Raw genomic sequence first — 21473 nt, forward strand, 5'->3', positions numbered from 1 at the left:
AAATAGATTTGGAAAACTCAATGTCGAGTGGGCGGAGAATACAATACCCGAAAGGGGAATAATCCCAGCCTGCTAGATTAGGCTTACGAACCACTCGGCACCCTATTAAATAGGGAAATTCAATATCGTAAATAAATCTAGGAGAAGACTTATGTCTCAATCAACTCAACTTTCTACATTCAACTTTGAAAAATCATCAATCCGTGTTATTGCAGTAAATAATGAACCTTGGTTCGTTGCAAAAGATGTTTGTAATGCTATTGGATTAAGTAACTCAAGAATGGCATTATTAGCTTTAGACGATGATGAGAAGGGAGTAAGTTCAACTTACACCCTTGGCGGAGAGCAAGATCTTGCTATCGTATCAGAAAGCGGAATGTACACTTTAATTCTCCGTTGCCGTGATGCTGTGAAAAAAGGATCTGTTCCACACCGTTTCAGAAAATGGGTAACAGCTGAAGTGCTACCGCAAATTCGTAAGACAGGACGCTATCAAGTTTCAGAAAAATCACAACCTAAAGAGCAAGAATTTACCCATAATCTCAAAAACAGCGAGGCGGTAGATTTAGCGTGGTTATGGTTCGAGGCGGAACAAATGGTAAGCTTCATTGGTAAGATTACACCGGCATTAGAAGTGCTAGGCAGTCATCTTGCTCCAACCGCTCACTCAATCAGAGCAGAATACGGTTCGCATATTAAGCACGTAGGGAAATTGATTTACCGCCTATCCGTGGATGCGGATTTTGGGCGCAATCCAAGACCGATGACGGAATTAAGAAACAGCTTAAAGCAAAATGCGATTGCCGTAAGACGAGATTTCTAATTTCGCTTGTAAAAATTTAACACAATCAGACCGCTTGCGACCTTGCGTTGCAAGTGGCTTTTGGCGTGATTGTTCAAAAAGTGATTGACAGGTGGCGCAGAAAGTTATATATTTCAGCTATGCTTGCAACTCGTACAAGCGAGAGTTAAGCAAATGAATTTTATAGCCCTGATTGGTTTTCCAGTCGGGGCTTTTTTATTCCCCAAAATCAGGGGTAAGGTAATAGAAAAATGTTTAAAGACCCCGGTAACCAAAGTTATTGGTGGGCAGGTATTGGCGGTTTCTTCTCGCTGATGTCTGCTCAAGAATTATTAGCATTGGTCAGTTTAGTGATTGGTGCTGTAACCGCCATTGTGAATTTAGTTGAGAAATATAATCTACGTAAGATCAAGAAGCGTGAAGAAGAGCGAGCTGAGCAGATCCATCAGCTGAAAGTAAGGCGTTTAGAAAAAGGGCTTGATGATGAGTAGCAATAAATGGGGCACTCTTGGCAAAGTTGGCGGCGCTTGTTCAGTGCTAACCATGATTGCTGTAATGATTACTAATTATGGTGATGAGTTTCGTACTAGTGTCGCAGGTTTGGAGATCATTGGTAATGCTGAGGGGTGTCGCCGTGAACCATATAAATGCCCTGCTGATGTTTTAACGGTGGGTGTGGGTAGTACGGCAGCAGGTGGCGAGCCAATTAAAGTTGGTAAGATTTACAGTGATGATGAAATTGCTCGTCGTTGGAAGAATGATGTTGTGATTGCTGAGCGTTGTGTTAATCGTTTCGCTAACGGAAAACATATGCCACAGTCTGTTTTCGATGCTGCTGTATCTATCACATTTAATGTTGGTTGCGGTGCGTTATCTCGCTCTACGATGTTTCGTAAAGCAAATACTCGGGACTGGGTTGGCGTATGCAACGAATTCCCTCGTTGGGTATATTCAGGCGGTCGTAAGTTGAAAGGCTTGATCATTCGTCGAGAAAAAGAAAAGGCGTTGTGTTTGTCAGGCTTGTAGGATTGGCGGTGCGGTTATGGGACTAAGTAATTTAGGTGGCGAAAGCGTAAACAGAAGAGCCTAAACCGCACCGCTCTTTAAGGTGGTGTTTATGTTAGATGGATTTACTAAGGCAATGGGATTACTGGTAGGTGGATTAGCTTTACTGGTGGTTGTCCTTGGTGGTTGGTTGCTTTATCAATCATCAAAGATTGACACTTTGAATGCCGAAGTTAAAGCAAAGGATTCATTGATAGCAGAACAGCAAGCAGTAAACCAAGAGTTGATAACTCAACTGGAAACAGAAAAGCAAGCGGTTGAATATCAGCAAAAGATTACCAACGAATTAAAAGCACAAATGGAAACGGAGCGTGAGAATGTTAAAACAATTCTTATCAAAGAGCCGTGTGGCGGTGTTGCTATGCCTAATGCTGTTATCGACAGTATTAAGCGGTTGCACGCAAAAGGTGGTAACAAAAACTAATTACGTTTATCCGCCAGCTGCGTATTTAGTGCAATGTGAGCGGTCAGAGTTTAGTGGCAAGACATATGCGGATGCTATTGATTACTTGATGATTGTGATCAAGGAGCGTGACTTATGTGCGAGTCAGATTGATAGCATTAGAGAGTGGCAAGCACGAACTAAGCAAGGGTTTAAATAGCTGATTAACGTTTGTGCCACGATAAAGAGCGGTCAGATGATCGCCCTTTTATTTTATGTAAATTAAATGCTACATAATTTGCGTATTATTTTGGGATTGTTAGATAAATTCCCGAGAAAATACGCAAGTGATGTAAAACAAATGCAACAATACCTAAACTAAAAAGGTACTCCCAAGGGGGTGCCCTTTCCACGGGGTTGTGGCGTCTCGGTTTTCGGCAGTTTTTTGGGTTTCTAGGCATCATCATCTTTCATTTTAATTTCGCACTTTAGGTGCGATTTTTGTTTTAGCGGTTTGAAGGTTTTAGCGAAATGGAAAATTTACACGAACTAAAATTAAATATAAATCAGATCGCCGAAGTCACGGGATTGCATAGGCAGACAGTTTCTCAACGAGTAGCTGGATTAACGCCATCTTTAGGTAGTAATAGCAAATTAAAGCTCTATTCCTTGCGCGATCTCATTTTGACAGGCTTAACAGAAAAAATGTCGGCAGATGTTGATAGTTTAAGTCCTAATGATCGTCGTGCTTTTTGGCAAGCTGAAAATGAACGCTTGAAGTACGAGCGAGAAACTCGAGAGCTCATTCCAGCTTTTGAAGTGTCGCAAGAAATGAGTATTTTAGCAAAAGCCGTGGTGCAAACTCTTGAAACTCTCCCCGATATTTTAGAGCGAGATTGTGGGTTACAACCTAAAGATCTCATTCGAGTACAACAAGTGATTGATGACATTCGAGATCAAATGGCACTACACATTCAACAAACGAGCGAGGATGAATAATGTTTGCTAGTGCAAAAGAAATCCGCTGTGATATAGCAAATGCCATTAAAGCACCACGCCGAATGAAAGTATCAGAAGCTGTTGCAGAATATATGAGAGTGCCAGTTGGTGGTGGAAACTCTGTAAAATGGGATAAGCACACAGCCGCCTATATGCTTGAGCCGATGGACTGTTTAAACAGCCGTGAATATGATTCAGTTGTCTTTGTTGGCCCTGCCCGAACAGGGAAAACCATAGGCTTAATTGACGGTTGGATCACTTACTCCATCATTTGCGATCCTTCCGACTTCTTACTGGTGCAACTCACTCAAGAAAAAGCCAGCGAACACAGCCGAAAAAGATTAGATCGCACTTTCCGCTGTTCGCCTGAAATTGCGAAACGGCTCAGCCCACGCAAAAATGACAACAACGTTCACGATAAATACTTCAGAGCGGGCAACTTGCTCAAAATCGGCTGGCCGTCAATCAACGTACTGTCATCTTCCGATTACAAATATGTTGCACTAACAGATTATGACCGTTGGCCCGATGATATTGACGGCGAAGGGGACGGGTTTTCCCTTGCGTCTAAGCGTACAACCACTTTTATGTCTGCAGGAATGACACTGGTTGAAAGCTCCCCTGGCAAAGACATTGTAGATATTAAACACGTCCCGAAAAGTAGCCACGAAGCACCACCAACAACCGGCATATTAAGCCTCTACAACCGAGGCGACCGCCGTCGTTTTTACTGGCAATGCCCTGAATGTTCGGAATATTTCGAGCCCTCAATGGCAAATATGGTGGATTTCAGAGAAGAAACAGATTTTGTCAAAGCCAGCGAAAGCGCACGGCTACAATGCCCCCACTGCTTACACAAAATTCCGCCTGAAATGAAACGAGAGCTAAACATCAATGGCGTTTGGCTGAAAGAAGGGCAAAGTATTAATGCAAGCGGTCAAATTTTGGGAGAAGGACGCAAATCACGTATCGCCTCCTTTTGGTTAGAAGGACCTGCCGCCGCTTATCAAACGTGGGCGCAGCTGACCTACAAACTCCTAACGGCTGAACACGAATATGAAATGACAGGCAGTGAAGAAACCCTAAAAGCGGTAACCAATACCGACTGGGGACTTCCCTATCTGCCTCGTTCTGCGCTTGAACAACGCCGAGCCGATGAGTTAATGGAACGCAGAGAAGAAGCGGACAAAGAGAACAAAACCATACCACCACAATGCCGTTTTCTCATTGCTGCCGTGGACGTACAAGGCGGACGAAACCGCCGCTTTGTGGTGCAAATTGTCGGTTATGGCGAAAATGGCGAACGCTGGCTGATTGACCGCTACAACATCTCGTACACCTTACCTGATGAAGACGGCGTTGTTGAAAAAATTGATCCACGCAATCGTGATGACTGGAAAATTCTCATCTCAGACGTATTAGAAAAACGCTACCCACTCGCACACAATCCAAACCTCCTTATGCCGATATTGGCAATGGCGGTGGACAGTGGCGGTGAAGATGGAGTGACTGAAAATGCTTATAATTTTTGGCGACAATGCCGCCGAGACGGATTAGCGAAAAGGGTTTACTTGGTAAAAGGCGACAGCACCAAGCGGCAAAAGCTGATAACCAAAACCTACCCAGACAATACGGCAAGAAGTGACCGACATTCATCAGCCCGTGGCGATGTACCGCTGTATTTACTGCAAACCGACTACCTCAAAGACCGCATAAACAACGCCTTGGCCAGAGAAAGTGCGGGGGCAAATTACATCCACTTCCCCGACTGGATTGAAGAATGGTTCTTTAACGAATTAGTTTATGAAGAACGAGGACCGGACGGCAAATGGCGCAAACCCGGCAAAGGCAACAACGAAGCCTTTGATTTGTTTTGCTACGCCCACGCCATTGCGATTTTACGAGGTTACGAACGGATCAAATGGGGCGATGAAAAAGATGTACCAAGCTGGGCAAGGTTGTCGGACATCAACCCAAACATCATTCGTGAGTACACCGCAAGCACAGAACAAGCGGTCGAAATTGAAGAGAAAGCCGCAAAACCGCAACCCAAACCACCTCAAGCGAAAAGCAATTGGTTAAATGGTGGCGGACGAAAAACAGGAGTCTGGCTTTAATTCCCAAACAGCTTTAAATCGTGAGTTTACGAGCCTGTAACAAGGTAGGATTGTTGCGGTAATACAACCCGATCAGAAATGGTTGGATTATCTCTAAAATTTGACAGTAAATGAAATAGATCTTAATATGCCTAATAATAAATGAGGTGCATATGTTAAATTTATTCAAACAGGCTATTCATCAGGAGAGCCTATAATGAACGTTATAACTAAATCCGTTGATACATTGGGGCGTTGGTATGCTAGTGTAACAAAAGTGAATCAACCCACAGTCTCAAAAGAGGATAAAATTGTTTTTGAACGTAGTGGTTCTATTCGATTAAACTACGAAAATGAGCAAGTTAAAGAAAAAATTAACCAACACATTGCAACGTTTTCTAAAATGGAACCCAAAGTTAAAGAGGCTTAAATGGGTATTGTATTTATTCTGATGATTTTAGTTCTTGGTTATCATTATACGAGTAACTACTTACCTGCTAAAGTTATCTTAAAACGAAGTAGCGGTTGGGAAGCCTATGTTCACCTTGGTAAATATGGGCTTTATTTTTTATTTAATGGAATCTTCACTTTTTTTGCACTATGGATTTTTATAAAAATAGTGCAAATAACTTTAAATATACCTTTCCATCTTGGTTTTGCTGATCAGCCATTTGATTATATATCTTGGATGTTCAAACCAATAAATCATATGGAAGGTATATATTGGTTTTATGTCATTGTTTTTGTATTTTCATTTATCCAATGTCATCTCTCAATTCAAACAAAAAATCAGAATAAAGATGAAATATTTGAGATGTTGAAAGGGAGTAATAGCATATTAAATTTAATTTTAGATGCTACACAAACCTTAACGCCAATTAAAATTTCTTTAAAATCTAAAAAAGTTTATGTCGGTTTAATTGATAGTGAGCAATTTGAACACGCTGATTTAGATAATATTGCAATAATTCCTTATTTTAGTGGTTATCGAGATAAAGACTTTTTAGATGTACATTTTGATTGTAATTATACAATGGTCTATGAAAAGCATAGTATATCGCTTGACACAGAGGAAGGCATAAAACAATTAAGACAATTTAGAACTGTTATTAGGGTAGCAGAAATAGAATCTATTTCATTATTTGATCCAGAATACTATGGTGATTTTGGTTATGTTGATCATAGCGAGAAAAAATAGTTATATTGAATTAAAAACCAAACCGCTTACGGAAACGTAGGCGGTTTTTTATTGGAGTAAATATGACAATTTACACAATCGATGAATTAAAACAAAAGATCCGCCTACTGGATGAAAAAATAGAAAATGCCCAAAGCCAGGTGAGCTTTAATGGTCGTTCTGTTTCTTACCAAGTGGCGGAGCTAACTAAACAGCGAGATCGCTATCAGCAAATGCTTGATGAACAACTTGCCCAAAGTGGGCAACGCGCGAAAAAGCACCGTATTAAATATGCGAGGTTTGTTTAAATGAACCTACTTGAAAAAACCATTGCGGCAATATCGCCACGTTGGGCGGCAAAACGCTCACAAAGTCGTTATGTGCTGAATGCGTATGAGGCGGCATTGCCAAGCCGAACGCATAAAGCAAGTAGAGATGGACAAGGTGCAAATACTAACGTTCGTCAAAGTGCGGTGAGCCTACGAGAACAAGCCCGAGCCTTAGACCAAAATCACGATATTGTGATCGGTATTTTGGACAAGCTGGAAGAACGTGTTATCGGTTCAAAAGGCATTCATATTGAGCCTCAACCACTCACACTTGCCGGAGATGTTCACGAAGAGCTTGCCGAGCAAATCCGCAAATTGTGGGCGGAATGGTCGGTTAAACCCGAAGTGACCGGCTTATATACTCGTCCATTGCTAGAACGAATGCTCTTGCGTACGTGGCTTAGAGATGGCGAAGTCTTTGTTCAGTTGGTTAAAGGCAAGGTGGCAGGCTTAGAACACGGATCATCAGTGGCGTTCTCTCTTGAGGCCTTAGAACCGGACTTTGTACCAATGCAGTCCGATGAGGCAAAAAACGGCTTGGTGCAAGGCGTATTTCTCAATACGTGGCGAAAACCGACCGCTTATCAGGTTTACCTAACCAATCCACAAGAAAATACCGGCATTTCCGGAAAAGTCAAAATTGTGTCGGCAGAAAATATGTTGCACTTGGCTTTCCGTAAGCGACTACATCAAATCCGTGGGGTAAGTATGTTGCACGGTGTCATTATTCGCCTTGCTGACCTTAAAGAATACGAGGAGAGCGAACGAGTGGCGGCACGCATTGCGGCAGCAATGACGATGTACATTAAAAAAGGCGATGCCGCATTGTACGATAACGAAGAGCAACCAAATGGACAGCGTTTATTTGATATTGCACCTGGTGCCGTGATTGACGACTTAAAACCGGGTGAAGACATCGGTTTAATCAACTCAAACCGTCCCAATACCGGCTTAGAAGGTTTCCGCAACGGACAATTAAGAGCAACAGCGGCAGGCACTCGCTCCAGCTATTCCAGTATTGCCCGAGACTACAACGGCACTTATTCCGCACAGCGACAAGAGCTTGTTGAAAGTTTTGAAGGTTATGCGGTACTGCAAGATTGCTTTGTCGCTGCAATTTCTCGCCCGATTTACCGTGAGTGGCTCAAAATGGCGATTGCCTCGCAGGCAATTAAACTCCCATCGGATATTGATCAGAACTCGCTCTTCAACGCCGTGTATTCCGGTCCGGTAATGCCTTGGATTGACCCAATCAAAGAGGCGAATGCTTGGAAAGAGCGGATCAAAGGCGGTCTGGCAACGGAAGGACAAGCCATTAGAGCCAGTGGTAACAACCCTGCCGAAGTCAAACGGCAACGGATTGTCGAAATCCGAGAGAACCAAGCCGAAGGGCTGAAATTTGATACTGATCTTACCAATACACAAGGACTTACTTATGAGCAAAATGCAAACAATTCTCGCACCACGAGCGATGGCAACAACAGCCAACAAGACGAATAACCAGTCTTGGTTTACGATCAAAGCTGCAAAAAACGATACTGCCGAAATCTCTATTTATGACGAAATCGGCTTTTGGGGTGTAACAGCTCAACAATTTGCCAAAGACCTAAAAGCCTTAGGCAACAATTTAAAGCAAATTAACCTGCATATTCACTCGCCCGGTGGCGATGTGTTTGACGGTATCGCCATTTACAACCTACTGAAAAACCACCCAGCTAACAAGACCGTCTATATTGACGGTCTTGCTGCATCTATGGCAAGCGTTATTGCAATGGCAGGTAATGAAATCATTATGCCGGAAAATGCAATGATGATGATCCACAAGCCGTGGGGCATTCAAGGTGGCGATGCCGATGATATGCGTAAATATGCGGATTTACTGGATAAGGTGGAAAGTACGCTCATTACGGCATACACCGCTAAAACGGGTAAATCCGAAACCGATTTAGCAGAAATGCTAAAAGTAGAAACTTGGCTCACGGGCAAAGAATGTATTGAGCAAGGTTTCGCTGATAAGTTAGCCGACCCACTTGTGGCGATGGCTTGTATCCAATCCAAAAAACTAGAGGACTACACAAATATGCCTGAAACAATCAAAAATATGTTATTTAAGCCACAAGGCAACGCAGGTGCAGCAACGCCTACACCGGAACAACCTAAAAACACGACGCAACAAGCGGTCGACAATCCGCAAAATGTTGCAAAACCCGATCCGATGGCGATTTTGGCACAGCGTAATGCAACCATTAAAGCTACCTTTGCTGCTTTTGGCTCGCAATATGACGGCTTAATGGCGGAATGTTTAGCAGATGTGTCAATGACCGCTGAACAAGCAAAAGACAAACTGCTTGCGAAATTAGGGGAAAACACGACACCAAGCGTGCCTCAAAGCCACGTTTACGTTGATAATGGTAACATCGTTGGCGATAGCATTAAGCAGTCTTTAATGGCTCGTGCCGGTCAAGATACCGATAAGGCAAATGCCAAAGACAACCATTACAGCGCAATGACCTTGCGTGAATTAGCCCGTGCCTCATTAGTCGATCGTGGCGTGGGTATTGCCGGCTACACGCCGATGCAAATGGTCGGTTTAGCCTTTACACATTCAAGTTCTGATTTCGGTCAAATCTTGATTGATGTTGCCCATAAATCCTTGCTCAAAGGTTGGGAAACAGCGACTGAAAACTATGAGCAATTTACCACGCGAGGTATTCTGACCGACTTCCGCCAGGCTAAACGTGTTGGTTTAGGGGAATTTGGTTACTTACCAACGGTGGGCGAAGGCGAAGAATACACCTATGGTTCTATCGGTGATGAAGGTGCGCAAATCGCATTAGCAACCTACGGGCAATTATTCAGCATTACTCGTCAAGCTATTATCAATGATGATATGCATCTTTTAACCAAAATCCCTGAAAAAATGGGACAAGCTGCACGTGCGACTATCGCTAAATTAGTCTTTGCGTTAATTACCGGTAATGCAACCGCACAAGACGGCAAAAAATTGTTTGATGCTTCACATAAAAACACCTTAACCGGTGCAGCGTTAGATGTGGCCAATATCGACAAAGCCATCCAGTTAATGAACGGCTTTGTAAACAGCCGTGGCGAACCGCTATCAATTGAACCGGAATTTATGTTGTTGCCAACCTCATTACACACGAAAGCGAAACAGGTTTTAGGTTCTGCAAGCGTGGAAGGTGCCGACATCAACAGCGGTATTATTAACCCGATCCGTGATGTTGTTACTCCGATTAAATCATCACGCTTACAGATTGCTGACGCAAAATCGTGGTACTTACTCAATAAAGAAGCGATCGAAGTCTCTTACCTTGACGGTGTGGATACGCCTTACATCGAGCAACAACAAGGCTTTAGTGTGGATGGTGTCATAACCAAAGTCCGCATTGATGCCGGTGTCAATGTGATTGACTACCGTGGCGTGGTTAAAGTAACGAACCAGTAAGTTGTATCGTTAAAGGTACCGCACTTAAATGTGCGGTTTTTTATATCTCAAACAAAGGAATTTGATATGGCAAAAAATTATGTACAAGACGGTAACACCGTACGCTTAACCGCAACCAAAGCAATTACCTCAGGCGATGTCATCGCTACGGGTAATTTAATTGCAATTGCGGTTACTGATGTGGCTAAAAATGATGATGTCGTGGGTTTAACAACCGGTGTATTTACCGTGAAGGCTAAGCAAGCCGATGACATCAAACAAGGCACGGTATTGTATTGGTCTGAAACTGAAGGGGCGACCATTACAGCCGGTTCAAACCCTCGCTTAGGTATTGCGTGGAAAGCTTCCGGCACATCATCTAACCAAGTTGATGTGAAAATCAATGTCTAGCCCGTTTGAACTGGCAATGGCGGCAGCTGATCGGGATATTCAAAACGTGATGATGAGTGAGTGGCTAATTCGAGGCAATCCTTACTTAGCCACTTACGACGAAGGGGCGAAGATGTTTGAGGGCATTCATACCTCAGAAGAGAGTGCAATGAATGGCACTGCTCGCACCTTAACCCTCTTCCGCTCAAGTGGCTATAAGCCTCGCATTAACGACCGAGTAGAACGTGATAACAAGGTCTTTTTCGTCAAATCATGGTATTACGAAGATGATTTACTGATTATCCGTTTGGAATAAGGAACATTATGAGCGTCAAAGTCGATGGTATGGCGGAGCTTTCGCAAAATATTGCGAAGCTCGCTAAACAGAAAGTACCGCAAGCGGCTAGAAAATCCATCAACCGCATTGCCAGACAAGCCATTAACGGTGCAACCAAAACGGTAGCAAAAGAGGTGGGTGTACCGACAAAAACCATTAGAAGCCGAGCAAAACTCACGAAAAAGGCAGAAAATCGGAGTTTAACGGCAAGAATTAACGTTATCCGATCGCATATGCCGGCTATTCGATTGCTAGAAAATCGCTCAACCAAAATTTGGGAAGGGCGTGGCGGCATCGTTGTCGGAAAATATGCGATCAAACGAGGCTTTAAGCAGAAGCTGAAAAACGGCAGAACGCACCTAATGCAACGACAAGGCAAAGCCCGTTATAGCATTGATGTCGTGAAAATTCCGTTATCGGCTTCACTCACTCAGGCTTTTTCTGAGCAACTTAAAGACTATCAAAAGGATATTCGCAATGAATTATCCAAACAACTTTCGGAGGCGATCAAGTGATTATTCACACTCAAATCAGAGAAGAAATTATTGAAACGCTACAAAATGCCCTCTCTGAAAAACATTGGTATAACGGCAGACCGTCTTTCATCGATATTGATGAAGAACAGTCTGCCGTTGCCGTATTTATTGAGGATGCCAATTGCACCCCAACAACCACTTGCCACGAAGAGTGGGAGGCTAAACTCAATATTGTGCTTTACCAAAAAGCCTTGAATGATGCGGAAACTCGCTTAGATGAGAAGGCTCAAGCCGTTGCCAATGCCTTACAAGCGGTCGAATTTCAACATCTTTCTGCTATTCAATTGGCGGGTTACACCTATGACCAAGACGAGCAACACTCTACTTGGCATATTGCGATCATTCAATATGACATTAACTACGCACGTACGACAGGAGAAAACGAATGAGTACACAAACCACCCCATTTCAACAAACCAAATTTCGCTATCAAACCGGCAAAGACGCCGGCAAGGCAATTACAGCGGTTGATCTGAATAAAGCCTCATTGACTATTGCAACATCCGGCTTTGTGAAAGGCGATATGATCGAAATTGAGGGATTAGGCAGCTTGAACGGCTTATACCCTGTCGCCTCTGTTACGACAGATAAAGTTACTTTATCTTCTGAGGTGGACTGGTCAGGCAAAGATGCTCCGACTAACTTTAGTCAAGCGAAAGCGGCTAAAATTATCTTCTCAGATCAATTTTGTGCCATTAAGAACATCGAAAAATCCGATGATACACTTTCGACCGAAGATGTAACCACGGTCTGTTCCGAAGGCACCGAAACCGAACCGGGCGAAATCGAATTTGGTTCTATCAAACTCGGTTTTTTCTATGCGCCATCAACCGAACATCAAGCGGCATTGCGTAAAAAATTCTACGCCAAAGAAACCTTTGCTTACAAACTTGAATTTCCAAAAAATCAAGGCACAGCTTATGGTGTAGGTTTCCTCGAAAATGCCGGCAGTTTCTCCGGTGAAGTGAAAGGCAAATATGAAGGCTCGGTCAGCATTAAACCGGCAAAACGTGATTATTTATTACCTGCGTGAGCGGTCTAATTTGGTTAATATTTAGCAATCGCCCCTGATATTTCAGGGGCTTTTTATTGGTAGCAAAAAAGGAAATATAGAATGACATTACGTGAACAGCTTTTAACCCACAAACCCAAAATCAAACCGATTACCTTAATGAACGAAACCTACTACGTAAAACCAATGTCGGTAGGCGAAATGAATCATCAAATTTTTGAACAACGTCAATCGCTGATCGCCTTGGCCGTAGCGGCTGGCGTGGAATTACCTCAAGAAGAGGGCGAAGAATACGATGCGGTCTTAGAAAAATTTGCGAAACAATATAGCCTACCTCGAGCGATCGCTTCTCGCCTTTGCGATGAGGAAGGGACATTATTGTTTAACGCTGACAATATCGATGATTTAAATGCGATTGCGGAATTAGATGCGCAAATCATCAATGAATTTAATGCAGCAATGGCAACCAACACCCCAAAAGCCTCAGCGAGCGAAGAAAGTTCCAAATAACGCTTTCGCTCGCCCTAGGCAAAACCTTGGCGGAAATCGAAGCAATGCCCGAAGAGCATTTGGCAGAATATCAATTATTCTACCAAGAACAACCCTTCGGGCTTTGGCGTGAAGATTACCGCACCGCACAAATTGCGTATATGTTGGCAGCAGTGAATAGCAAACCGGACGCTCAAATTGAAATCAATGATTTTATGCCGTTTTTTAATCAGAAAGATGATGAAAGCGAAGATGATGGCGTGGCGGATTATTTGGCGAAAAGATAACTTGATTTTTATCCTCTGTTGATTTATATATAAAACAAAGCAACAGGAGGATAACATGTTCAGAGAAATCTATGAATTTTTCAGCATCTTTGGCGACGCACTAAAATTTTTCGCTAAATTAGCGCTTTTCGTTGTGTTACTTTGCTTACCATTTGGGCTAATTCATTATTTTGCCAATCTCTTAGAGATAAATGTAAATCTTATGATAGCAATTGTATGCGGTATTGTTATTCTGTTGTGTGGCTATTGGATTTATAGAATATGGAAAAATCCTAATTTAACACGCTCGCAAAAATGGGCGTTGATGAATGGACGTGAAATTTCCTATGAAGAGAAAGTCAAATCAACCAATGACATATACAAAGAACTCTTTGATGAAGCAAAGAGAAAAAGCAAATCTGTATAAAATTTAAAGATTAAGAGCCGTTAGGATTTAAACCTAGCGGCTTTTTTTGTGGGGGAAATATGAGTTCATTAGGTTCATTAAATATCCAGTTGTCATTAGATACTGTTCAATTCCAACAGGCTTTATCTAAATCAGATCATCAAACGCAGAAATTTGTTAAAAATTTCACGGTAGATATGGATAAAGCGAGAAATTCTGCTCGTCAGTTTGCTGATCGTACAACGGATTATCTACGCAATATCGAAGAGGCTGCAAAGAATATCAACACTGCTACAAAATGGGAATTTCGTTTTAATAATTTTGAACGCCTTAAGAGTCTCGCTACGAGCTATGTTGATATTGCTGATAAAAGTACTGAGTTGTCCAATAAACTCAAATTAGTCACCGATGATGAATTACAACACGCTAGAGCAATGGCAGATGTTTATGACATATCAATGAAAACCGCCCAATCTACACAAGCGGTATCATCGGTTTATCAATCTTTTGCGCAGAATGCCAAAGAGTTAGGTATTAACCAACGACAAGTCGCAGACGTTACAGAAATTATCTCGAAAGCGGTGGCAATTTCAGGCGCAAGTGCAAGTGAAGCGCAAAATGCCCTTACCCAATTTAGCCAAACACTCTTAATGGGCAAAATGCGAGCACAAGAGTATAACTCGATAATGACCCAAACACCTGCGGTAATGCAAGCCATTGCTCGTGGTTTGGGCGTAACTATGGGCGAACTCAAAGCAATGTCTGATGAAGGTAAACTGACGACAGACAAAATGATTCAGGCGTTAATGAAATCAAAAGCCTCTGTTGATGAACTTTACGGCAAAACAGCAACCACCGTAAGCGGTGCAATGCAGAATTTAACCACCGCTACTGAAAAATTTATTGGTGAAGTTGATAAAACAACAGGTGTATCTACTTTAGCTGCAACAGGTATCAATACCCTAGCCCAAAATTTAGATAATTTAATCCCACTTTTATTCTATGCTGGTACGGCATTTGCCGGAATGAAACTTCAAGCATTTACTGCCCAAACTTGGCAATTAGTGCATGCCAAAGTTCAAGATGTAAGAACTACCACAGATCAAGCACAAAAAATTCTATTTAAAACACAAGCAAGATCACAAGAAGTCACCCAAGAACTTAAAGCTACACAAGCTTATATTGCTAATCTCCAGGCACAAATGAATTTAGCTCGTACCGAACAGCAACGAGCTATCATTGCTAGAGAACTTCAGGTTCAAACGCAACGAGAAACTACGCTTGTTCAGCAACAAACCGTAGCGATAAAAGCACTCGAAACAGCACAAAATCAGGCTAATATTGCCAAACGAGCTGGGCTTGGTTTATTAAATGCCCTTGGTGGCCCCTGGGGAATTGCGATGGGATTAGTTTCTTCTGGTGCGATGGCTTTGTACAACTGGTATCAAGAAGCAGAACAAGCCAAACAAAAAGCCATTGAATTTGCTAATGCGTTGCCACGTTTAAAAGAAGAACTCGCTACAATGAACGGCATAGATCTGCGAGCGACTAAAGCGCAACTTGAAGAAAGTGCCGAAGCGCAACAAAAGAAAGTTGATGATTTAAAACGTAAAGTGAAATCTTTACGGCAAGAGATTGAAAGCACACCGCCGATTAAAATTATCGAAGATGATGAAGGGCGTGAATACCAAATCGATCAAACGCACAAAATTATCCGATTACAACGGGAACTAGATAAAACCACCAAAGATTTAAATGATAGTGAAAACACTCTCAACGAAACGAAAAAAACTATTTCAGACACAATGGCACAAATGCCAATTGCTGAAATCCGTGATCGTTTTGCAGAATTATTCCCGAATATCGATCAGTCACAAATAAAAACCGATGGTTTAAACGTTTCTCTTGGTGGGTTTATTTCAAATATCCCAGTGGCTTCAGTTGAAGCACTAAGATTTGCCGGTGCGGTAGGACAAATTGCGACATCTGCTGTCAATGCTGCCGTGGCGGTAGCTAATTTAGCGGGTATTCAAGTCGGCAATGAAAAATTAAACCTTCACATTGCCAATAATCAAGCGCTTATCGACATCAACAAAGCGCAAGCCTCGGGTAATACCAAACTTGCCAACGAGTTACGTGCGCAATTTAATGCGAAAAACAAAGCAGAAAGCTTAGGCGTTCAGCAAGGCACAAAAGAGTGGGAAGCGCTGGTTAATTCGGAGTTGGCTTTATTAAATTCCTCGCCCAAAGGCGGCGGTCGTAGTGGCAGTCCTAAGCCTAAAAAAGATAAAGCGGCAGAAAAATCCCGTGAAGATTATTTAAATCAAGTAACAGATATGACACTCCGCCTAGCAGGGTTAAAAGATGATGCTTTAAATTTAGCCCAAAACGGCGAATTATCGCAATATCAAGAGCTGAACAAACTTACCGAAGACATTGCCCGTAATACGGAAAAATACACCCAATACGGCATTGAAGGTGTTGCCAAACTGAAAGAGCTTGCTGCCCAAATTGATAGCGAAAATCAGAAAGTTGCCATTGCTAAGTTTAGTTTTGACAACAGAGAAAAACTCAAAGAGATGGAGTTTGAACTGACCTTGTTAGGCAAAACCCGTCAAGAGCAAGAAGCATTACAATACGCTCATCAGTTAGATTTAGAAGCCAGCCGGCTTAAAATCGGTATGACAAAAGAAAATGCCGCAGCACTCGAGCAAGAAATCATTAAGTTGAAAGAACGCCACGCTGAAATCCAACGTCAAACCGAAGCGGCTCGTCAAAACCCTGTGATTGGCTTAAGAGCCGGTTTAGCAGACTTTGCAGAAGAGGCGACCAATGTCTCGGGGCAAATTCAAAATATTGTAACAGGCTCACTCAATTCAATGACCGATGCTTTAAATACATTTGTGATGACCGGTAAAGCGGACTTCCGTTCTTTAGCGACCTCTATTTTGAGTGATATTAACAAAATGATCATCAAAATGATGATATTCAAGGCTATTCAATCTGCCGGTTCTGCAATGGGCTTTGATATGTCATTTATGAAGAATATCAGCTTTGCAACCGGTGGTTATACCGGCGATGGTGGTAAATATACCCCAGCCGGTATTGTCCATAAAGGAGAATATGTCATCACAAAAGAGGCAACCTCTCGCCTCGGGTTGGATTACCTTAATTACCTTAACTATGGTAAACGTGGTTTTGCGACCGGTGGAGGCGTTGCCGTGCCGAGAGTACCAAACAGCTACAAACCGGCACAAACAGGCGGAGCAAATAATCAAGTCTCAATCAGTATCAACATTGATCAAAACGGCAATGCGGAAAGCGATGTGAGCCAAACAGCCCAACAGTCTAAACAATTAGCCAAAATGATCGAGGCGAAAGTGCTTGATGTGCTATTTCAACAAAAACGAAGTGGTAATTTATTAGCCTAATTTCTTGCAACAAAACGGCTTGAGCGTTATGCTTGTTCAAAACGGAGGTTTGTATGAAGAAATTATGGCTAATGCTTACTTTAAGCCTAAGTGCTTGCGTAACCCCTTTTGAGGAAGAAGCAAAAACAGCAGATTATGGTGCTTATCCGGCGCATTATGAGGCGATTGTACGCCATTTCTATGCCGATATTGTCGATACTAACCCTCTTGAGGTCGTAAAGGTTTCGCCACCGGTTAAATATGCGCAACCTGCCTATGATGACGGGTTTCAAACGGATCTCAATTTAAAAAAATATCCCAATAACGGACATTCTAAAGAGCGTCTATTTGGTTATTTGGTTTGCGTTGAACAAGACAATCATTTTGACGGGCATAAAATCGATGCCGTGTTAATAAAGAATGACGTGATCATTGGGCGGATTTACCAAATCAGTAGCAGCGGTTGGGCTTCTTTCCGCCCTAAACCTTGCACTAAAGAATACACGCAAATGCTGACACGCCTTGCAGAGGCTCGTAGAACAGACAATGAAAGACGTATCAACAATTTTATACAGTACCTCAAAAGGAGTGAATAAATGGCAATAGCCACTCTCCCCTACTGCCCCAAACCGGGCTACACGGTAGAAAGTGAGCCAAAACGCAAAGTAACTGATTTTGGCGATGGTTACCAGCAACGGCGTGTGGGCGGATTAAATCCTTTATTAAGGGTTTATCAACTTACCTTTAATTTAAAACATTCACAAGCGGTCAAATTGACCGCTTTTTTTACGCAACACGGTGGGGTAACCGCTTTTCAGTTCCGTGATCGTGGCAAATTGGTGAAAGTCGTTTGTCCGAAATGGTCAGAAAATACCGGCAAAACGCACACCGAAATTACCTGCACTTTTGAGGAAGTGGTATGACGGCCAACATTTCAGCAAAATTTCAACTTGAGCTTGCCAAGTTAGAGCAAACCGCCTTGATTGAACTGTTTGAGGTGGATTTACGCCAACTCATCGGGCGAGATGGCGAGAAAGGCGCACTCTACCGTTTTTATGCCGGCACTAACGAATTGCACCAACCGATTATCTGGCAAGGCAAAACTTACGAGCCGTTTGCAGTTAAGGCAGACGGCTTCGAGATGTCCGGACAAGGCGCAAGCAACCGCCCAACGCTTACCATTATGAATTTTGATGGATTTGTTACCGCATTGAGTAATAACTTTGATCAGTGCTTAGGCGGTGTGGTGCGCAGACGGCAAGTCTATGCCCAGTTTTTAGATGCGGCCAACTTTAAAGACGGCAACCGCAATGCCGACCCAAACCAAGAGCGAGTGAGCTATTATGTGATTGAGCAACTCAGCTCACTGACAAGCGAACTGGCAACCTTTACCCTTGCGCTCCCGACTGAAACGGATAATGCCGTTATCAACAAACGCACAATTTTGGTTACCTGCTCGTGGGTGTATCGCTCGTCCGAATGTGGCTACACCGGTGGTGCAGTGGCAGACGAAAAAGACCAACCAACCACCGACCTGAAAAAAGATAAATGCTCCGGCTGTTTACGAGGTTGCCAGCTGCGTAACAATGTTCGGAATTATGGCGGATTTATTGCGGTAAACAAACTGGGCTAAGTGAAAACAATTTTGTAACCCGATCAGAAATGGTCGGGTTTTTTATTATCTAAAATTTAACAGGAACATATATGAAAGCATTAAAAGCGAAATTTTTAGGTGCAGAAATTACAGTAATTGATTACAACGGTAAGCCTTATGTGCCAATGTTACCAATTTGTGAAAATATCGGCTTAGACTGGGAAGCTCAACGACAACGTATTCAACGTGATGATGTCTTAAGTTCAACCACCTTTATTATACAGGCGGTTGCAGAAGACGGAAAAAATCGTGAAATGGTATGTCTTCCACTACACTATTTAAACGGTTGGCTATTTGGCATCGACACAAAACGAGTAAAATCATCAATTCGTGGAAAATTAAACCAATACAAAAAAGAATGCTACGAAGTTTTATGGCAGTATTGGGAAACAGGCATTGTCAAACGTGAACAAGTGAAAGCTCGCCTAGCTGAAATTGATGAGTGGGATAAAGAAACGTTTATCGAAGCTCAAAGTGGAAGTCAGTTAATGTTAAAACGCAAAGTTGCCTTGAAAGAAATTCGCATTGAAAGAATGAAGTTGATACAGGGTGATTTGTTTGAAAATTTTGAGTTGTAGTCTTTACAGCCTAAATAGAGAAGAGTATCAAAAACAAAACCCCGAACACTCGCAATGTTCGGGGTTTCTATTTAGAACTTATATGGAATCTATAAGATGGAAGATATTTTAAAGTTAATTATCTCATTGTTCAAGGAGTTATTGATGAAACATTCGATTTGGTCAATCTCGTTTGCAGTATCCATTCCCATTTTATTTTTAGTGTCAGCCGATTTATTGCGAGCGATTATTGAGTTGATTAGGTTATTGACATCATAGTATTTGAGTAGTAGTATTTATCCCATAGGTGTCGTAGCCTTAAATCTAGCGGAAATCCGCACCCGTCAGACAAGCGGTTTTTTTATGTCAAAATTTTGCAGATCTATTTTCCTTGCCATTAAAAATAGATTTGGAAAACTCAATGTCGAGAGGGCGGAGAATACAATACCCGAAAGGGAAATAATCCCAGCCTACTTTGGAAGGCTTTCGAACCTCTCGGCTACCCTAAGTTAAACTTAGGGCTAAAAATATCGAAAAAAATCCAAAGGAGTAGACTTATGTCTCAATCAACTCAACTTTCTACATTCAACTTTGAAACTCACGCAATTCGTACAATCGCAATCAATAATGAATCTTGGTTTATTGCTAAAGATGTTTGTGAAGCTGTAAACATTTCAAATTATCGTGATGCAATCGAGAGATTAGATGAAGATGAAAAGGGTGTCGCTTTAACCGACACCCTTGGCGGACAGCAAGAAATGAACATTATCAGCGAAAGCGGAATGTACACTTTGATCTTACGTTGCCGTGATGCAGTGAAAAAAGGATCTGTTCCACACCGTTTCAGAAAATGGGTAACAGCTGAAGTGCTACCGCAAATTCGCAAGACAGGACAATATTCGCAAAATGTGGCACAAATTACCCCGGCTGAACCCGAACCAAAACCGGATGTGGTGATACCGCATGAAAAAGCCGAGCAAATCGCCAAATACTTGGTAAGAGCCAGAGCCTTTGCTAAAGAAGTGGAGGTGTTCCATCGCAAAATGTACGAGGATTTGGGCATCCCTCGTTACATTAGAAACGACATCGCCGCCAAAGGGCACGACATCGCCTGCGAATTTAATTATTGGATCGATCCGTTTATCCACCAAGTTTTACCACAGCTTAATCAACAACGATTAGCAAAATTTTAAGCAAAAATAAACGATAAACAAACCGCTTGCGACCTAGCGTTGCAAGTGGCTTTTGGCATACCTGAAATTTAACCCAAGACAGCAAAGATATGAAAAGCACTAGAATTGTAAGCGGTCGATTTATTTTGCATAGTTTTGCAAATCATTTTGCATAGCCGTAATCACAAAAGTTATGCAAAATAAACTGAAAACAAACGCCCTTTAAATCATCATTAAAGGGCGTTTGAATTTAGAATTTATAAACCATATTATCCTCATACTTGCCGTTATAACTTGCTGAGGTTTGCACTACGACACGTTGCGTATCATAAAAAGCCTGCCAGTTGTCCCATTTGTCTTCGACCATTGCATCAATAAAGCGGATAAACTCGCTTTTGGTCGAACTAAAGAACACATAAGGTGGTTTTGTTAGGTGAATTAGCCGCAGGAAATCCACCAAATCAAAATAACGCTCTTGCTTGTAGCTCTCTTGATGTGTGCAGAGATACGGTGGGTCAAGCACTAACAGCGTGTTAGGTTGCCCGGTAAAGCGTGGCACAAGTTGATGAAATGACTCTCGTACAATCTCCACACCGTCTAAATAGCCATCTGCGGTTGGGTAATCGCTTTGGCGGACGCAATGCCAGAAATTTTGTTTGTACAGCTCATCAAAAGTGCTAACTTGTTGACCGCTAAACGCCAACCAGCTGCATAAAATATGCAGGTCTTTATAACCTTGAAATGCTTCAATCGCCTCAATGATTTGCAATTTTTTGGCATTATCTAACCGCTTGTTTTTAGGCGTATCAGCCACTAAATCAGCGATAATACGGCGTAGCCGGTTAATATCGTCAATATGCTGTAAACGCTCGCTGTAGTTGTCGAAATCGTTGTAAATTACACGAGCTTTGGGTTTAAGCCGTTTGGCGGTATGAGATAACAAACCGCT

At 42.3% G+C, this 21473-nt stretch carries 27 protein-coding genes; 26 read left to right on the forward strand and 1 reads right to left on the reverse strand.

Annotated elements, in window-relative coordinates; translation table 11 throughout:
• Positions 1-151: 151 nt before the first annotated feature.
• The 26 genes from AM305_RS11605 to AM305_RS12840 all read left to right on the forward strand — a co-directional run bounded on the left by AM305_RS11605 (position 152) and on the right by AM305_RS12840 (position 20545).
• Positions 152-823 (forward strand): BRO family protein, encoded by a 672-nt coding sequence (locus tag AM305_RS11605; RefSeq protein ID WP_005826391.1) that lies wholly within the window; start codon positions 152-154, stop codon positions 821-823.
• A gap of 230 nt (positions 824-1053) precedes the next feature.
• Positions 1054-1293: a phage holin family protein gene (locus AM305_RS11610; protein ID WP_005826393.1), complete on the forward strand. Its 240-nt coding sequence runs from the start codon at positions 1054-1056 to the stop codon at positions 1291-1293.
• Positions 1286-1828 carry a lysozyme gene (locus AM305_RS11615; RefSeq protein ID WP_005826395.1) on the forward strand — a complete coding sequence of 181 codons (543 nt, stop codon included), beginning with the start codon at positions 1286-1288 and terminating at the stop codon, positions 1826-1828. The genes AM305_RS11610 and AM305_RS11615 overlap by 8 nt, the downstream gene beginning before the upstream one ends.
• 91 nt (positions 1829-1919) lie before the next feature.
• The gene (locus tag AM305_RS11620) at positions 1920-2291 is read left to right on the forward strand and encodes a DUF2570 family protein (RefSeq protein WP_005826397.1); all 372 of its coding nucleotides are present in this window, start codon (positions 1920-1922) and stop codon (positions 2289-2291) included.
• A complete protein-coding gene (gene lysC / locus AM305_RS12995) occupies positions 2236-2469 on the forward strand; it encodes an Rz1-like lysis system protein LysC (protein WP_081453562.1) in 234 nt (77 codons plus the stop codon). Before AM305_RS11620 ends, lysC begins: the two co-directional genes overlap by 56 nt.
• A gap of 311 nt (positions 2470-2780) precedes the next feature.
• The gene (locus AM305_RS11625; RefSeq protein WP_005714379.1) at positions 2781-3248 is read left to right on the forward strand and encodes a DUF1441 family protein; all 468 of its coding nucleotides are present in this window, start codon (positions 2781-2783) and stop codon (positions 3246-3248) included.
• Positions 3248-5365 (forward strand): phage terminase large subunit family protein, encoded by a 2118-nt coding sequence (locus AM305_RS11630; RefSeq protein WP_005826402.1) that lies wholly within the window; start codon positions 3248-3250, stop codon positions 5363-5365. Before AM305_RS11625 ends, AM305_RS11630 begins: the two co-directional genes overlap by 1 nt.
• Before the next feature lie 196 nt (positions 5366-5561).
• The gene (locus tag AM305_RS11635) at positions 5562-5774 is read left to right on the forward strand and encodes a hypothetical protein (protein WP_005826403.1); all 213 of its coding nucleotides are present in this window, start codon (positions 5562-5564) and stop codon (positions 5772-5774) included.
• Positions 5775-6542 carry a hypothetical protein gene (locus AM305_RS11640; protein WP_005826405.1) on the forward strand — a complete coding sequence of 256 codons (768 nt, stop codon included), beginning with the start codon at positions 5775-5777 and terminating at the stop codon, positions 6540-6542. It begins immediately after the preceding gene.
• Positions 6543-6604: 62 nt separating this feature from the next.
• Entirely contained in the window at positions 6605-6829 is a 225-nt protein-coding gene (locus tag AM305_RS11645) for a hypothetical protein (RefSeq protein WP_005826407.1), read from the forward strand.
• Positions 6830-8350 carry a phage portal protein gene (locus AM305_RS11650; protein ID WP_005826409.1) on the forward strand — a complete coding sequence of 507 codons (1521 nt, stop codon included), beginning with the start codon at positions 6830-6832 and terminating at the stop codon, positions 8348-8350.
• Complete coding sequence (locus tag AM305_RS11655; protein ID WP_005826411.1) at positions 8286-10316, forward strand: ClpP-like prohead protease/major capsid protein fusion protein; 2031 nt, start codon at positions 8286-8288, stop codon at positions 10314-10316. Before AM305_RS11650 ends, AM305_RS11655 begins: the two co-directional genes overlap by 65 nt.
• 66 nt (positions 10317-10382) lie before the next feature.
• Positions 10383-10706, forward strand: a complete 324-nt coding sequence (locus AM305_RS11660) for a DUF2190 family protein (RefSeq protein WP_005826415.1) — start codon at positions 10383-10385, stop codon at positions 10704-10706.
• The gene (locus AM305_RS11665) at positions 10699-11001 is read left to right on the forward strand and encodes a phage tail protein (RefSeq protein ID WP_005826418.1); all 303 of its coding nucleotides are present in this window, start codon (positions 10699-10701) and stop codon (positions 10999-11001) included. The genes AM305_RS11660 and AM305_RS11665 overlap by 8 nt, the downstream gene beginning before the upstream one ends.
• 8 nt (positions 11002-11009) lie before the next feature.
• Positions 11010-11537, forward strand: a complete 528-nt coding sequence (locus tag AM305_RS11670) for a phage tail protein (protein ID WP_005826421.1) — start codon at positions 11010-11012, stop codon at positions 11535-11537.
• Positions 11534-11947: a phage tail terminator protein gene (gene gpU / locus AM305_RS11675; protein WP_005826423.1), complete on the forward strand. Its 414-nt coding sequence runs from the start codon at positions 11534-11536 to the stop codon at positions 11945-11947. Before AM305_RS11670 ends, gpU begins: the two co-directional genes overlap by 4 nt.
• On the forward strand, positions 11944-12591 hold the full coding sequence (locus AM305_RS11680) for a phage tail protein (RefSeq protein ID WP_005826425.1): 648 nt from the start codon (positions 11944-11946) through the stop codon (positions 12589-12591). Before gpU ends, AM305_RS11680 begins: the two co-directional genes overlap by 4 nt.
• Before the next feature lie 81 nt (positions 12592-12672).
• Positions 12673-13080 (forward strand): hypothetical protein, encoded by a 408-nt coding sequence (locus AM305_RS11685; RefSeq protein ID WP_005826428.1) that lies wholly within the window; start codon positions 12673-12675, stop codon positions 13078-13080.
• A gap of 26 nt (positions 13081-13106) precedes the next feature.
• Positions 13107-13346 (forward strand): phage tail assembly protein T, encoded by a 240-nt coding sequence (locus AM305_RS11690; RefSeq protein ID WP_005826430.1) that lies wholly within the window; start codon positions 13107-13109, stop codon positions 13344-13346.
• A gap of 55 nt (positions 13347-13401) precedes the next feature.
• The gene (locus AM305_RS11695; protein ID WP_005826432.1) at positions 13402-13752 is read left to right on the forward strand and encodes a hypothetical protein; all 351 of its coding nucleotides are present in this window, start codon (positions 13402-13404) and stop codon (positions 13750-13752) included.
• A gap of 59 nt (positions 13753-13811) precedes the next feature.
• Positions 13812-17162, forward strand: coding sequence for a phage tail tape measure protein (locus tag AM305_RS11700; protein ID WP_005826433.1), 3351 nt, complete (start codon positions 13812-13814; stop codon positions 17160-17162).
• 53 nt (positions 17163-17215) lie between these two features.
• Complete coding sequence (locus AM305_RS11705; RefSeq protein ID WP_005826435.1) at positions 17216-17737, forward strand: hypothetical protein; 522 nt, start codon at positions 17216-17218, stop codon at positions 17735-17737.
• The gene (locus AM305_RS11710) at positions 17738-18064 is read left to right on the forward strand and encodes a phage tail protein (RefSeq protein WP_005826436.1); all 327 of its coding nucleotides are present in this window, start codon (positions 17738-17740) and stop codon (positions 18062-18064) included. It abuts the gene before it with no gap.
• Positions 18061-18774, forward strand: coding sequence for a phage minor tail protein L (locus AM305_RS11715; protein WP_005826437.1), 714 nt, complete (start codon positions 18061-18063; stop codon positions 18772-18774). Before AM305_RS11710 ends, AM305_RS11715 begins: the two co-directional genes overlap by 4 nt.
• 71 nt (positions 18775-18845) lie before the next feature.
• Positions 18846-19373, forward strand: a complete 528-nt coding sequence (locus AM305_RS11720; RefSeq protein WP_005826439.1) for a phage antirepressor N-terminal domain-containing protein — start codon at positions 18846-18848, stop codon at positions 19371-19373.
• A 536-nt stretch (positions 19374-19909) separates the two neighbouring features.
• A complete protein-coding gene (locus AM305_RS12840) occupies positions 19910-20545 on the forward strand; it encodes a BRO-N domain-containing protein (RefSeq protein ID WP_005826442.1) in 636 nt (211 codons plus the stop codon).
• Between the two features lie 229 nt (positions 20546-20774).
• On the opposite strand, the gene AM305_RS11730 is transcribed toward AM305_RS12840, so the two are convergent.
• On the reverse strand, positions 20775-21473 hold a 699-nt coding region (locus AM305_RS11730), incomplete at its 5' end, for a DNA adenine methylase (protein ID WP_005826444.1).

It is taken from the genome of Actinobacillus minor NM305 (assembly GCF_000175195.1).
GTDB lineage: Bacteria > Pseudomonadota > Gammaproteobacteria > Enterobacterales > Pasteurellaceae > Haemophilus_A > Haemophilus_A minor.

Bases quoted from the DNA above. Each gene is read 5' to 3' on its own strand.
- AM305_RS11605 (WP_005826391.1), top strand. From the start codon at position 152: ATGTCTCAATCAACTCAACTTTCTACATTCAACTTTGAAAAATCATCA.
- AM305_RS11610 (WP_005826393.1), top strand. From the start codon at position 1,054: ATGTTTAAAGACCCCGGTAACCAAAGTTATTGGTGGGCAGGTATTGGC.
- AM305_RS11615 (WP_005826395.1), top strand. From the start codon at position 1,286: ATGAGTAGCAATAAATGGGGCACTCTTGGCAAAGTTGGCGGCGCTTGT.
- AM305_RS11620 (WP_005826397.1), top strand. From the start codon at position 1,920: ATGTTAGATGGATTTACTAAGGCAATGGGATTACTGGTAGGTGGATTA.
- lysC (WP_081453562.1), top strand. From the start codon at position 2,236: ATGCTGTTATCGACAGTATTAAGCGGTTGCACGCAAAAGGTGGTAACA.
- AM305_RS11625 (WP_005714379.1), top strand. From the start codon at position 2,781: ATGGAAAATTTACACGAACTAAAATTAAATATAAATCAGATCGCCGAA.
- AM305_RS11630 (WP_005826402.1), top strand. From the start codon at position 3,248: ATGTTTGCTAGTGCAAAAGAAATCCGCTGTGATATAGCAAATGCCATT.
- AM305_RS11635 (WP_005826403.1), top strand. From the start codon at position 5,562: ATGAACGTTATAACTAAATCCGTTGATACATTGGGGCGTTGGTATGCT.
- AM305_RS11640 (WP_005826405.1), top strand. From the start codon at position 5,775: ATGGGTATTGTATTTATTCTGATGATTTTAGTTCTTGGTTATCATTAT.
- AM305_RS11645 (WP_005826407.1), top strand. From the start codon at position 6,605: ATGACAATTTACACAATCGATGAATTAAAACAAAAGATCCGCCTACTG.
- AM305_RS11650 (WP_005826409.1), top strand. From the start codon at position 6,830: ATGAACCTACTTGAAAAAACCATTGCGGCAATATCGCCACGTTGGGCG.
- AM305_RS11655 (WP_005826411.1), top strand. From the start codon at position 8,286: ATGAGCAAAATGCAAACAATTCTCGCACCACGAGCGATGGCAACAACA.
- AM305_RS11660 (WP_005826415.1), top strand. From the start codon at position 10,383: ATGGCAAAAAATTATGTACAAGACGGTAACACCGTACGCTTAACCGCA.
- AM305_RS11665 (WP_005826418.1), top strand. From the start codon at position 10,699: ATGTCTAGCCCGTTTGAACTGGCAATGGCGGCAGCTGATCGGGATATT.
- AM305_RS11670 (WP_005826421.1), top strand. From the start codon at position 11,010: ATGAGCGTCAAAGTCGATGGTATGGCGGAGCTTTCGCAAAATATTGCG.
- AM305_RS11680 (WP_005826425.1), top strand. From the start codon at position 11,944: ATGAGTACACAAACCACCCCATTTCAACAAACCAAATTTCGCTATCAA.
- AM305_RS11685 (WP_005826428.1), top strand. From the start codon at position 12,673: ATGACATTACGTGAACAGCTTTTAACCCACAAACCCAAAATCAAACCG.
- AM305_RS11695 (WP_005826432.1), top strand. From the start codon at position 13,402: ATGTTCAGAGAAATCTATGAATTTTTCAGCATCTTTGGCGACGCACTA.
- AM305_RS11700 (WP_005826433.1), top strand. From the start codon at position 13,812: ATGAGTTCATTAGGTTCATTAAATATCCAGTTGTCATTAGATACTGTT.
- AM305_RS11705 (WP_005826435.1), top strand. From the start codon at position 17,216: ATGAAGAAATTATGGCTAATGCTTACTTTAAGCCTAAGTGCTTGCGTA.
- AM305_RS11710 (WP_005826436.1), top strand. From the start codon at position 17,738: ATGGCAATAGCCACTCTCCCCTACTGCCCCAAACCGGGCTACACGGTA.
- AM305_RS11715 (WP_005826437.1), top strand. From the start codon at position 18,061: ATGACGGCCAACATTTCAGCAAAATTTCAACTTGAGCTTGCCAAGTTA.
- AM305_RS11720 (WP_005826439.1), top strand. From the start codon at position 18,846: ATGAAAGCATTAAAAGCGAAATTTTTAGGTGCAGAAATTACAGTAATT.
- AM305_RS12840 (WP_005826442.1), top strand. From the start codon at position 19,910: ATGTCTCAATCAACTCAACTTTCTACATTCAACTTTGAAACTCACGCA.